Origin of the sequence: Brevibacillus choshinensis (assembly GCF_016811915.1) — a bacterium.
GTDB classification, from domain to species: domain Bacteria; phylum Bacillota; class Bacilli; order Brevibacillales; family Brevibacillaceae; genus Brevibacillus; species Brevibacillus choshinensis_A.
Map to the genome: position 1 here is coordinate 5,090,677 of NZ_CP069127.1, position 12,956 is coordinate 5,103,632.

The following is a 12,956-nucleotide window of genomic DNA, read 5'->3' on the forward strand; positions in this document are numbered from 1 at the left end:
TCTTCATTTTCTCCCCTTACTCCATCGTTTTCTGCACCGAATGGGTTTGGGGATGGTTTGGCGCATGATTTCGCATCTTGTACATCCAGACCACATAAAATCCGACAGTCGCAAACAGCAAACCGCTTGCAAAGAGAAAGGGACTACGTTCCTGATAGGAAAACAGCCCACCGGCAATCAATGGACCAAGTGTACGCCCCAGGCTGCCAACCGTGCTATGCGTGCCGAAGATGCTTCCCTGCAATTCTCTCGGTGTATGTATGGAAATGCTTGTCGTGATCGCAGGATACGCCATTCCGCCACAAAGAGCCAGCAACCCTAAGGCACCGAATGCCCAGAATAACGTACTCGACAACCCAAAAATCAAATAACCTGCAACTCCAAACGATAACCCGATTATGATCGTCCACACATCGCCAAACCGGGTAAAGACTCTGGAGAATACGGTCGCCTGTGCCAGCGAGCTGACAGCTGCGTTTACCATGAATCCCCATCCAGCCATCGTTTGGGTCGATTGCAGGGGACCGATAAAAAAGTAGGAAAGGGTTGCGGAAATACTGGAATCAACCAAGGAAATGACAAATGTTCCAATCAAAAGCGGAGCGATCATCCTGTTCTGCAGGGATCGCGTCATGCGTTGCAGCCACGATATCCGCGCTTTCGTGATGGTGTCTGTCTCTTGTCCTTCTTCTTCCTCTCTTTTTTCCACCCGAGGCAGCAATCGAAGGGCAAGCAAGCCATTGATGACGGACAATAGTCCGACACAGACAAACGGCACGGCAACACCGTAAACACTTAAAAGCGCTCCAACCGGCGGGCCGCAAATAAAACCAATTCCATTTACCGATCCCATGTAGCCTAGTATCCTCGGACGATCCTCCGACGTTGTCCATTCCGCCACCAACGCCAAAGAGGATGGAAATACCGCTGCGGCCATCATACCTGCAAGAAACCGGAACATAAGTAATACAGCAACATTTGGCGCCCAGGGAAGCAGAGCGGATACCACACCGTAACCAACAACCCCGAAAATAAGTACGGGCCGCCTGCCGATCCGATCGCTCACAGCCCCCCAGATCGAACTTGCGAAGAGAGAAGCGACCGAGAATACGGATATGGCAAGACCCATTTCAAACGCAGAAGCACCAAGGTGTAGGGATAAAATAGGAAGGGTTGGCAGGATGACCCCGAAGCCGATATTTGTAAGGAACATGGTGGACATCAATACCCATATGGCCACAGACAGCGTAACCACCACCCACTTTCACATGAACCAACATCTGCGGTCGCAAAGATTCGTGGTTCGCTTGCTCTTCACGTCCGTTCACCTACGTTTCCATAGCCTTCCCCCCTGTGGATTTGTCTGCCAAGCCCCATGGTAAAGCGTGCACTCAAGCTCGGTCCAAGTTGCGTCTCCCCAGTAACCATCATGATTTCTGAATTTTTAGTCAATAAGTTTCGAAAATAATCTTTCAGCAATTCTCATACCAACAACTGAAGATGTCTTATCAATAGGCGATTATATGCGTCTTGTGTAATGTGTATCATGGGTGTCATCTGTGCAAGTAATTCATTTTTGGCTCACGCTTTTGAGAAGGCCTGTAGAATCTAGGCTTTCAGCAAGTTTCTTTTGAATCATTAATTCATTCATGATTCACCATTTCGTACCAAAGATGGCTAACCCTAACGAGGTCAATTATGAATCCAGCGCAAACATGCTCTCTCCACAACAGCCGCTTTCTCGACGAAAGCCGATATCCCCTTGGACATCGGCTTCTCACGGTTATTCGCTATGGTTATTCTTGATCGCCTGCTCCGGCAGCAATCGATCGATGGTAAATACATTCGCCAGCCGCAGCGGGGTAAAGCTGGAGGCAAACCCAAAGCTGAGTTCGGCTTTTTGCGGATGCTTGGGGTCCGGTATGCGAACCGCCATCCCCTCCGGCTCACGGAAGGTCAGGTCATCCCCGGCTGTGATCAGCTGTTTGTCTACCACATCGCCCGTATTCAAGTTCACAGCGGTAATATACGTATTGCCCGTTGGCTCTACAGATCCACTTGATCCATAAGAGTTTCCTTCCAGCAGGTACAGGTATCCGCCGTAGGATGCAAAGCCTTGGAACGTTCCCATGCTTGGCTGCGCCACATCCGCGATCGGCTCATAGGTCCCATGCTTCACCTTTTCCAGCTCGTAGACGCCAAATCGGAATGCACCGTCCTGGCGATAGCGCATGGTCAGGAGTCCATTTGCCTGGTCTATGTTTACGGTGGTCCGGTCAGCACCCTCGATCAGCTGATGCTTTTCCAGTTCACCTGCGTCAGGGGTCAAGATCTTTCCGTCTTCAAACGGGAATCGCGCGAGCTGCGTTCCCCACCCGCTGCTGCCTTCGGTGACAGCATCCGTCTCCGTCCACAGATAAGTCGTATCCCCGTCCGTCTCCACCCCCATTTGTACGCCGTGACCGAATCCTTTCAAAAACATGTAGCCGAGCTTGTTCCCTTTCAGATCCAGCTGCGTCAACGTCATGTCGCCGTTCTTGTCACGCTGCGCACCGGTTACTGGACCGCTTTCACCAGGGAGCTGCTGTCCCCCCGCCATCAGTTGCAGGATGTAAATCCGTTTATTCACGTCATCGACGGCAAAGGACTGCATGACCGTCCCGTTGTGCAGCTCTTTGTCCCGAATGAGCTGCTCTGCGGACTCGGACAGATCAAACATTTTCGACTTTAATGGTGACGTTTCGGCATACGTCATTGGTGCCGCCGGGGCAAGCATGCATACGACTGCCAGTCCAGCCACCCATTTCGTTCCCCATCGACTCTGCGTCAGTTTACCCAACAGCTGCTTTCTTTTCTCAGAAAAGAGATTCATCCTACTACCTCCTGATTGTCATTCAGTGCGGATTGTTCTGCTTTTGCTTGATTCGCTTGAGCTCTTTCATGACGAGTCCTCCCCGCCCGAAAACGTCATGCAAGCGGATATACTGACGGTAAAGCTCATCATACACAGCCATGTTTTCGGGGATCGGGCGAAAGGTTTCCTCTCGCACTTGTGCCATCCGGACGGCGGCAGTCGCAAGATCCGAGTAGCCTCCACGTTCTGCACCAGCGGCGACTGCCCCGTGGATTGCTGCGCCGAGTGCTGTCGTTTCCGTGGCAGCAGCGATCTTGATTTCACGCCCTGTCACATCGGCATATATCTGCATGAACAAACGATTTCGCTGAGGTAAGCCTCCACAGGCAAAGATCTCATCCACTGCAACCCCGGCTTCTGCAAAAGCCTCCATGATCCTGCGCGTTCCGAATGCCGTGGATTCCAGCAAGGCCCGATAGATTTCATGCGGCTTGGTATGCAGCGAAAGACCAACGATAAGCCCACTCAAATCCGCATCCTCGAGGACGGAACGATTGCCATTCCACCAGTCCAACACCAACAGCCCATGCTGTCCCGGCTTCAGCTCGGCAGCTCTGCTCTCCAGCCATGCGTGTACACTGACACCCGCCTGCTCCGCTGACTCCTGCACATAGGCGGGGACAGCCTGCTCGCAGTACCAGCCAAAAAGATCGCCGACAGCCGGCTGACCTGCTTCATAGCCAAACAGACCGGTGATCATCCCATCTTCCACGACGCCGCTCACACCCTCTACCTGCACTTCTTTGTCGCTCTGGACGAGCAGGCAAAGAGACGTCCCCATCGCCATGACCATTTGGCCTGAGCGGACAGCTCCACTTCCAGGGACGCCTGCATGAGCGTCAATGATCGAGACTGCCACAGCGGTCCCAGAGCACAAGCCCATTTGCTGTGCAGCTTCTTCTGTCAGCTCACCTGCCCGCGTGCCCAATGGGAGAACCTCACCTGCGAGCTTGGTCGCCGTCAAATCCTCCAGCCTTGGATCCAGCTGCTTGAAAAAGTCCGAAGACGGATACCCGTCATGCTTGTGCCAAAAAGCCTTGTAGCCTGCACTGCAGTTGCTCCTCACCCAGTTCCCTGTCAGCTGCTGCACGATCCAGTCTCCCGCCTCCACGAAGCGATGGGTTGCACGGTAAATGTCGGGAGCCTCATTCAGCACTTGCCAGACTTTTGCCACCATCCACTCCGAGGAGCTTTTCCCGCCATATCGCGAGAGGAAGGTCTCTCCGCTTTCCTTGGCCCACTCGTTGATGCGGTTGGCTTCCTTTTGCGCGGCATGATGCTTCCACAGCTTGACATACGCATGAGGCTCGTCGCGGTAGCTCGCTTGCATGCACAAAGGCTGACCCTCTGCATCGACAGGGATGATCGTGCACGAAGTAAAATCGACTCCGATCCCGATGACCTGTGTGGGACTCACACCGGACAGACGGAGAACCTCCGGAACGGACTGTCTGAGTACTTCCAGATAGTCCGCCGGATGCTGCAAGGCCCAATCCTGACCAACCGCTTTTCCCGAGCCTGGCAGCCTCTCCACGATCGTCCCGTGCCGGTACGGCGTCGAATGGCTCACGAGCTCGCCCCCTCGCTCTACATCCGCGATCACTACCCTGCCCGACTCCGTCCCAAAATCAATCCCTATGACATATCGTTTCTCCATAGGCTTTTCCTCTCCTCAAGCATTTTGCTAGTGCGAGAAGACGATGTCTCTCTATTGATTTTATCGATTCATTTGCTCCCGAATGCGCATGGCTGGGAGAGGATCGTTTACCGTCATCAGCAAAGAGCCGCATCCGAGCGCGTAATAAACCTGCTGTTCGACGTCTGGGGAATAGCACCAGGGGAGAATTCCCTGCTCCCTGTATTCTTGCACGACTTGCGGAGTCAACAGCTTCATGCTGATGCCGACAGCCCACATTTTGGAAATGGTGCCATCCGGTCCGCTTACGTAGTTGGACATGAGCTGTCCGGGAAATCCTTGTGTTCTGCAACCATGCTCATCATGAAGATGGGCGATGACTTCCGCGTCAAAGCTGGTGAACACACAGTTAGCGAGGATCCCGCGCTCCCGGAGGAGGGAGACCGCGGCGTCCGCGACCTCCTTGGCATCCGGGCTTGACTTGATTTCCACATTTAGCAGGACGTGCGGGTAATCTGCCAAGAGGTCGCACAGCTCTTCTAATGTAGGAATCTTGATTCCCGCATACACCACTCCGAACCATCCGCCGGCATCCAGCTGCTTCAATTCTTCCATTGTAAAGTCGCTCACTTTGCCCGATCCATTCGTCGTCCGGTCCACTGTTTCATCATGGATGATCATGATGACACGATCCTTGGAAAAGCGCAGATCGAATTCCAGCATGTCAGCTCCAAGCTCCATGGCCTGCTGAAAAGCGAGCAAGGTGTTCTCGGGATAGGCTGACTTCCAGCCCCGGTGCGCAGCTACGACGATCGTTTGCTGATCCTTTAGCGTTTCAATCACGGTGACGTCCCCCTCTGTTACTCACTCAGCAAGCGCTCTGCTTCTTTCTTGAAGGTGTCCAGGGTCGGCTCGATTGGCTTGTTGTCGTACATGATCGCCTGGATCGACTTGAAGAATTCTTGCATGATTTGCGGCCAAGCTACGTCCTTGTTCGTGTCTACCGCGTATTGAAGCTGGTCGTACGCTACCTTGCGATTCGGATCCTTTGCCCACAGCTCTTTGATCGCGTCTGACTCTACCATCTTCTTGGTGAAAGGCAGGTAACCGGAGTCAAGGATAAACTGCTGGCCGCCTTGTGGGTCGGTATTCACCCAGTTGATAAACTCCCACGCTGCATCCTTTTTGGCAGAATCAGACAGCATGGCGATGTTTGCTCCGCCCGTCGGCGTCGCGAAGGCTGCGTCTTTCGGCAGGAAAGCCGTCACGTAATCAAATTTGGCGTTGTTTTTCACCGATCCCATGACACCTGTCGACTGGAACATGATGCCGATCTTTTCGCTCGTGAACATCTGGTTGACGATATTGCCGGAGTCCTGTGCAGGCGGATAGTAGAGAGCGCCTGTGCTCTGCAAGTCTTTCAAGTATTTGAACGTTTTTACCCCTTCGCCTTTTTCGAATCCGATCGAGGTGGCATCGTCATTGAAAAACTTCCCGCCAGCCTGGCTGATCATGGCGATGGGATACCACGTGTCGTACGGCATGCTCAGACCATAGCGTTTGACCTCTCCGTTTTCTTTGATGACGAGTGCCTCGGAGACCTTCTTCAGCTCCTCCCAGGTGGTCGGGATCGCCAGACCTTTTTCATCCAGCATGGTTTTGTTGATGTGCATGATCGGTGTCGAACGGTTGAGCGGCAGCGATACGACCTTGTCGTTGAATACCGAGTGCCCCATCAAACCTTCCGGAAAATCTTCCTTGCTCGCGCCGGACTTTGCCATGAACGGAGTCAGGTCTTCCAGAACTTCAGCATCGGCAAACATCTGGACGTAGGCACGCTCCAGCATGGTAATGTCAGGTGCCGTCTTGGCTGCGATCGACTGCTGCAGCTTGGTCACGGTCTCGTCATAGCTGCCCTGGAATGTCCCCACTACTTCGATATTCTCGTGCGTGTCATTAAAGCGCTTGATCATGGCACTGATGTACTCGCCGTTCTTGCCTCCCAGGGAATGCCAGAACTGAACGGTCGTCTTGCCTGCCGGGCTCGAAGCAGCCGGCTGCTGACCCGTTGGCGCCGGTGAGGACGCTTTCGGCTCGCCTCCTGAACATCCAGCGAGCACCCCGGATATCATCGTGGTCGCTGCCAGTACGATGGCTGATAACTTTTTGTTCATAGTAGTTCCTCCATTCATCTTTTTCTGTGAAAAACGTCTCGACGTTTTTCATTAATCAGGATGTGACCGCTTGCGGTCGTCAAATAAACGGTCATGACCGTTTATTTGATGCCGGAATAAACGAATGCTTTGACGATTTGCCTGGATGCGAACAGGTACACGATCAGGATCGGGACGACCAGAACCACGTTGCCTGCCATGATGATATGCCAATTGCTGATGCCCTCTGTCTCACGCAGCATCGCGATCCCCATCGTAAGCGGGCGGACGGCCTCCGAATCCGTCATGACCAGCGGCCAGAAATAGTCGTTCCAATGGCTGACGAAGCTGAACAACGCCACGGTGGAAATCGCGGGCATGGACATCGGAATCATGATCTTCCAGATGATCTTGAATTCGCTCGCATTATCCAATCGGGCTGACTCGATAATCTCCTGAGGAATCTGCATGAAATACTGCCTGAGGAGGAAGATGCCAAACGCGTTGGACATAAAAGGTATGATCTGTGGCCACAGCGATTTGATCATCCCCGCGTCTGCCAGCATCAGGTAGACAGGGATGAAGGTGACCTGCCCCGGAATCATGAAGGCGAGCAAAACCATGCCAAACAGGATTTTGTTGCCGAAAAACTTGTACTGCGCGAATGCGTAAGCGGCGGGAATCATGACCGCCAGCTGTATCGCAATGATCGAGGTGGTGACGATCACGGAGTTTTTAAAATAGGTCAGGAAGGGACCTGCGCTCATGGCTTCCACAAAATTGCTCCACTGAGGGGAAGCGGGAATCCAGGTAGGAGGAAACTTCATGGTCTCCTCAAAGGTTTGAAGCGAGGTAGAGATCATCCATAGGAACGGGAAGATGAATCCCATGAGAACGACCGCTTTCCAAAACATGCTCCATGACTTTTGGATAAGACCGAGAATCGGTTCAGGACCGGTTCTCAGTTCAGGACCTGCTCCTGGTTCAAGACCTGCTCCCCCTTGCTTCTTGACCGCTTGCTTTTCTCGTAGCGACAGCACCGGATGGGCACCTCCTTTTTCGAAGTCGTATCGCAGGCGATTATTGATAGTGAACCTTTTTGGAAAGCAATCGGAAGTAGATGAAGGTCAGCACCGTGATAATCGCCATCAGAACCACTCCAGTGGCAGAAGCGTAGCCGATGCTCGTCGTTCTGAATTCATAAATGTAGTAAACGAGTGTGGTCGTCGAGCCATTCGGCCCCCCGCCCGTCATGATTTTGACGGTATCGAACACTTTAAACGAGCCGATCGTCATAATCACCAAAATGAAAAACAGCTGGGGTGAAATCATAGGCAAGGTAATCTTGTAAAACACTTTGAATTTGCTGGCATTATCGAGCGCAGCTGCCTCGTAGATCGTCTGCGGGATGTTTTTCAATGCAGCCACGATGAGCAGAGAGTAGTAGCCGACGTTTTGCCATACCGAGACAATGATGACGGATAAGAGCGAGGTGCTGGAGCTTTGGAGCCACGGAGAAGCGGGCAGACCAACCGCCTTCAGCGCAAAATTGAGCAGACTATAGTTCGGTTCCATCAGCCACATCCACACGAGCGCAATCGAAACGATCGAAATAATGTGCGGGGTAAAAATTCCGGCTTGCACGATGGCATTGAACCGAGTGTTTTGGTTCAGCCACAAAGCGATAGCGAGCGACAGCACCATCGTTACCGCGACCACTCCGACGGTGTACAGCACAGTCGTGGTCAAAGCGTTGTAGAAATCACCGCGAGAAAAGATTTCCGTATAGTTGTCAGCCCCGATGAACTTGCTTTTATCCTTGTTCAGCAAGTTGTACTTGAACATGCTCAGCTTGATTAAATAAAGGATGGGGTACACGACAAATAGGAGGATGCCGATCATCGCAGGCAGGATCAAGGCATACGGGCGGACCTTTTGCCAGAATCTCGTCTTATTCATGCTGCCGCCCTCGCAGTGCCGTCATGTATGCACCATGGCGAACGTCATCCTGCTCGATTCGCTGCTCGTCTTGCCCAAAGAAGAAGAGCTTGGATGCATCCACGCCAAGGTAAACGTCCTGATCGACAGAAAACGGATCTTCCGTGCATTTGATCATGAAGGAATGCTGCCTGGTCTTTAGCTGATAGATCGTCTCAGAGCCGAGCATCTCCCTCGTCACGATCCGCCCGCGGACAGAGTAATGGGAATCCTGTCTCTCGGCAGTCAATACCCCGCTCTCTGGCCGAAAGCCAAACTTCACCCCGTCCACGCCCAAATCTCCTACATTCATCGGAGGGACCCCGATGAATTGCGCCGCGAACAAATTGTTCGGCTGACGGTAGATGACTTCAGGAGCAGCCTCCTGCTGAATCCGTCCCTGATTCATCAGCACGATCGTATCGGCCATGGACATCGCTTCCACCTGGTCATGCGTCACATAGACAAAGGTGGTGCCCAGCTTTTTATGTAGCTCGATCAGCTCGATGCGCATTTGTGCGCGAAGCTTTGCATCCAGGTTGGAAAGCGGCTCATCCATGAGAAAAACGGACGGCTTTTTGACCATGGCGCGGGCCAGTGCTACCCTCTGCCTCTGTCCACCAGAGAGCGCTGAAGGCTTGCGATTCAGGTACGGAGTCAGTCCGACTGTGTCGCTGATGCTCTCTATCAGGCGATTTCGCTCCTCTTTGCTCACCTTGTTATTCTTCAAGCCGAATTCAATGTTCTCTCGTACCGTCATCGTCGGGTACAGGGCGTAGTTCTGAAACACCATCGCGACGCCCCGCTGCCCGGGAGCAATATCCGTGACATCCTCTCCACCGATAAGCACCGATCCTGCAGTCTGACGATCAAGACCTGCGATCATGCGCAGCAGCGTCGTTTTTCCGCAGCCGGATGGTCCGACCAGCACGGTAAATTTTCCGTCCTCGATCTTCAGGTTCAGATCCTTGATGATGATGTTTTTCTCAAACGCTTGGGTAACATTTACAAACTCGATAGCTGCCAATCGTACTCCTCCCCGTTCTGCGCTCCCCGTATTACCTCATCCTGCTGGAGAAGCAGTTCTGCTCAATAATGTTCATTCGTGTTCATTTTCATTATAAATGGGCTTTTTTCTGAAAATATGAAGCTCATTTTAAGAAATCGTAAACTTGATTGGTGGCGCTTACATTTTCTTTTTGCATGCGACTCGGGGATGAGGAGCCTCTTGGAAACTTCTGCGACTCCCCTTCCACCGGTCCTTACTCGCTTTTTGGCTGTATGTTATAATCTTGTAAGACTTTCACTCCTTCACTGTTCACCAGTGAAAGTCGAGGTAGGTTTTTTTCCAGCCTTTGTGTGCCAGGGCAGATTCCATTGCGCCAACAAAGTCTTCTGCCTTGGCCACTACTGTAAAGCTGTCAGGAATCAAGAGCTTCAAGGTATCCTGACAATCCTTTTGCTCCATGACCCTCAGCACTTCTTCAAAATCCGGGATCGAGCTGCGGCTGCTGCCGTAGAGCGTCAGTCCCTTCTCCAATACATCGCGCGTATTGATCGGAACCTTGTCCTCGCTGACACCCATCGCGATGAGATGTCCCCCTGCCGCCAAGAGGTCAATCCCCTGGTTGATTGCACTCTCGCTGAAATTCCCCCCGGTGCATTCCACGACGATGTCCACTTTGTCTCCTGACTGAAAATCATACTGCTGTACCATTTCCGTGCGAGCAAACGTGAATTGATCCAGCTTTTCTCGAATGGCTCCGAAAACCGTCAATCGATCAGACCCAACACCAAATGCGTGATGGAGCATGGCTGCCGTCAAATAACCCACGGGGCCGTCTCCAAAAACCGCGATTCTCGCTTGGCTGAGCAGGCCAGCCACGGGGCGAAGCGCTCGGTACGAGACACTGCAAAGCTCTGTCAGCACGGCGATGTCATCAGGAATCGACGCGGGAATCGGGATTGCGCATTGCTCAGGGATGACCAGCCTGCTTTGCGCGATTCCATCCGTACCGCTGCCCAAAAATTTGCTGTGAGAGCAGTAATTATCCGCGATTTCCCCCCTGCATGCCGGACAGCTGTGCGCTGGCCCTGGATCTTGCAGCAGTTTGCCCGCCATGTAGGGAACAATCACAACCTTCTGACTATAAGCGAGCCTCCTGGACTCTCCGCCCACAATCCTACCGATCCCTTCGTGCAAGAGTGCCATCGGCAGCTTTTTGGCCAGTACCTCCGGCTTTCGGGTCCCTCCAAAATAGCGAAGGTCCGCATGGCAAATGCTGGCGAGTGTCGGTTCGACTACGACGTATCCCTCGGGAACACTGCGATGGATATCCTGCTCCAAAACCACATGAGGCTCCGTCAAGCGCAGCGTTCGCGAGTGTACTGTTTCTGTTGTTGTGGTGCCCACCAACAGAACACCTCCATCTGAATTTCTATGATTATGAATTCCGGGCCGTGGAAAGCGCCCGGAGAGATTCACCTGCTACACGGTAATCACGTTTATCCCTGTGTCATGAAACGGTTTGATGTCGTACTCAGCCACTTCCTTGCCTGTGATCAGGGTGTGGATGGAGCTGTTCGGTGCGACTTTGTACAAGGAGAGTTTGCCGATCTTGGTATCATCCGCCACGACGATAACCTCCTGTGCCGCAGCGATCATTCCTTGCTTTGCCAGCACCAGCTGCGCCTCCGGATGCATCAGACCGTGCTTGGGATGGATCGCGGGCGTGCCGATAAACGCTTTGGAGACGTGCAACGAACGGAGTACGTGATCCGTGAACATGCCATTGAGCATGTAGCTGGATGGATACAGCTCGCCGCCCGTTACCGTGACTTTTACGCCCGGAGCGTCCCGGAGCTCCGCCGCCACGTTGATATCATTGGTAATGACCGTGAGATTGGAGCGGTTCACCAGATTTTTGGCGATATGCAGCGTAGTTGTTCCCGAATCGATGATGATGTGATCGCCGTCCTCCACCAGACTCGCAGCCATTCTGCCAATGCGCATTTTTTGATCGAGCTGGGCTTTCGTGCGTTCATTAAAGGAGGGTTCGTTAGGTGTCAGCCTTTCTACGATCACTCCGCCATGAGTCCGTTTGAGCAGGCCCTCCTGCTCCACTTCTGCCAAGTCCCTGCGGATTGTCGCTTCATGCACACCGAATTCCTTGGCGAGCACGGAAACAGACGCCGTCTGATGCTGCCTCACATATTCAACGATCCTTAGCTTTCTTTCTGCCGCCAGCATAACCCTCATCCTTTTCCCGTGAATAAGTTCGTTTCCATTCTATTTGCGCGTTTTGTTCAATTTGTTCATTTATGCTCATTCTTGCACTTTCAGATTACCTTGCCACATTTCTCCTTGTCAATATCGAACTTTTCGCTTCAAAGACAGTCTGGCCCTTGTGTACCAACGCGTCACGGAGTTATTGTGAAGATATGATTAAGATTTTTTTGCATGGCAAACGAGCAAAAACGCGCAAAAAGTTATCCAGACTATGTGCTCACGCAGATGTGTCCCAAGTGGTATGATCAGATGGTGATAGTGGATAAAGAAGGAGATGGGCTATATACAGAAAAATTTAGGAGGAAGATCATGAGATTCACACGTAAAAAAGTGCCTCTTGGTAATAAGATCGTCACCGTTCTTGTGCCCAAGCAGGTTCCGAAGCAGCTATGGTTTGCCGAACCCATCCTCTCCACAAGGGCTGTCCTTGGTGACGCTCATGGCTTTGCTTTTCTTTCGCAGCTCTTTTTGACTGCTGTAAAATGCGAGATTCCCCATGCCTTGTTTTACGTCCCAAGACCACCAGTGAACGAACATACGCCTCGCAATGGGTACAACCTCGGGAGATACGATCTGGATCTGGTTCTCTTTCATTTTCATTCCCTGCAAATCCGGTCAAAGGATGTGAAAAGAGTCATTCATTCCCTTTCCTTTCTCCCCGGGGAAGAGATTCATTTGGAAGCAGACCTCAGCCTGCTCCATTCTTACCTCGAATCGTACAATCACTGGAACTTGAAAAACCAGCTGACTTCCAAGTCCTACTCCAAATATGTATCGGTGAGCGGCAACTCAGACATTCTCCTTTATTTGGCTTACCTGGCTTATCGTTTTCAGGGCGTCGAACATGACGAAAGGAGCAATTTCCATCTTCATTCGCATGCAGATACCATCGGGACCTCGCCTGAAAACGGACTCGATTTTTATTACTACCATGATCCTTTGCTTCCCAACTGACGGGCAGTCAGGAAATACAAACGGCAGATCCGG

Annotated in this window: 11 protein-coding genes; 1 reads left to right on the forward strand and 10 read right to left on the reverse strand. The window is 52.3% G+C overall.

Annotated elements, in window-relative coordinates; all coding sequences use genetic code 11:
- Positions 1–16 precede the first annotated feature (16 nt).
- The 10 genes from JNE38_RS25490 to JNE38_RS25535 all read right to left on the reverse strand — a co-directional run bounded on the left by JNE38_RS25490 (position 17) and on the right by JNE38_RS25535 (position 11,930).
- Positions 17–1,240, reverse strand: a complete 1,224-nt coding sequence (locus tag JNE38_RS25490; RefSeq protein WP_203353863.1) for an MFS transporter — start codon at positions 1,238–1,240, stop codon at positions 17–19.
- Between the two features lie 543 nt (positions 1,241–1,783).
- Positions 1,784–2,872 (reverse strand): phage baseplate protein, encoded by a 1,089-nt coding sequence (locus JNE38_RS25495; protein WP_203353864.1) that lies wholly within the window; start codon positions 2,870–2,872, stop codon positions 1,784–1,786.
- A gap of 22 nt (positions 2,873–2,894) precedes the next feature.
- A complete protein-coding gene (locus JNE38_RS25500; protein WP_203353865.1) occupies positions 2,895–4,571 on the reverse strand; it encodes a ribulokinase in 1,677 nt (558 codons plus the stop codon).
- Positions 4,572–4,631: 60 nt separating this feature from the next.
- Positions 4,632–5,393 carry a glycerophosphodiester phosphodiesterase family protein gene (locus tag JNE38_RS25505; protein ID WP_203353866.1) on the reverse strand — a complete coding sequence of 254 codons (762 nt, stop codon included), beginning with the start codon at positions 5,391–5,393 and terminating at the stop codon, positions 4,632–4,634.
- Between the two features lie 17 nt (positions 5,394–5,410).
- Positions 5,411–6,724, reverse strand: a complete 1,314-nt coding sequence (locus tag JNE38_RS25510) for an ABC transporter substrate-binding protein (protein ID WP_203353867.1) — start codon at positions 6,722–6,724, stop codon at positions 5,411–5,413.
- A 101-nt stretch (positions 6,725–6,825) separates the two neighbouring features.
- Complete coding sequence (locus JNE38_RS25515) at positions 6,826–7,617, reverse strand: carbohydrate ABC transporter permease (RefSeq protein WP_203357743.1); 792 nt, start codon at positions 7,615–7,617, stop codon at positions 6,826–6,828.
- A gap of 166 nt (positions 7,618–7,783) precedes the next feature.
- The gene (locus JNE38_RS25520; RefSeq protein ID WP_203353868.1) at positions 7,784–8,662 is read right to left on the reverse strand and encodes a carbohydrate ABC transporter permease; all 879 of its coding nucleotides are present in this window, start codon (positions 8,660–8,662) and stop codon (positions 7,784–7,786) included.
- Positions 8,655–9,707, reverse strand: a complete 1,053-nt coding sequence (locus JNE38_RS25525) for an ABC transporter ATP-binding protein (protein ID WP_203353869.1) — start codon at positions 9,705–9,707, stop codon at positions 8,655–8,657. Before JNE38_RS25525 ends, JNE38_RS25520 begins: the two co-directional genes overlap by 8 nt.
- Positions 9,708–9,998: 291 nt before the next feature.
- On the reverse strand, positions 9,999–11,093 hold the full coding sequence (locus JNE38_RS25530) for a zinc-binding dehydrogenase (protein ID WP_238933465.1): 1,095 nt from the start codon (positions 11,091–11,093) through the stop codon (positions 9,999–10,001).
- 75 nt (positions 11,094–11,168) lie between these two features.
- A complete protein-coding gene (locus tag JNE38_RS25535) occupies positions 11,169–11,930 on the reverse strand; it encodes a DeoR/GlpR family DNA-binding transcription regulator (protein ID WP_203353871.1) in 762 nt (253 codons plus the stop codon).
- Positions 11,931–12,278: 348 nt separating this feature from the next.
- Here JNE38_RS25535 and JNE38_RS25540 point away from each other — a divergent pair, with 348 nt between their 5' ends.
- The gene (locus JNE38_RS25540) at positions 12,279–12,923 is read left to right on the forward strand and encodes a hypothetical protein (RefSeq protein ID WP_203353872.1); all 645 of its coding nucleotides are present in this window, start codon (positions 12,279–12,281) and stop codon (positions 12,921–12,923) included.
- Positions 12,924–12,956 lie beyond the last annotated feature (33 nt).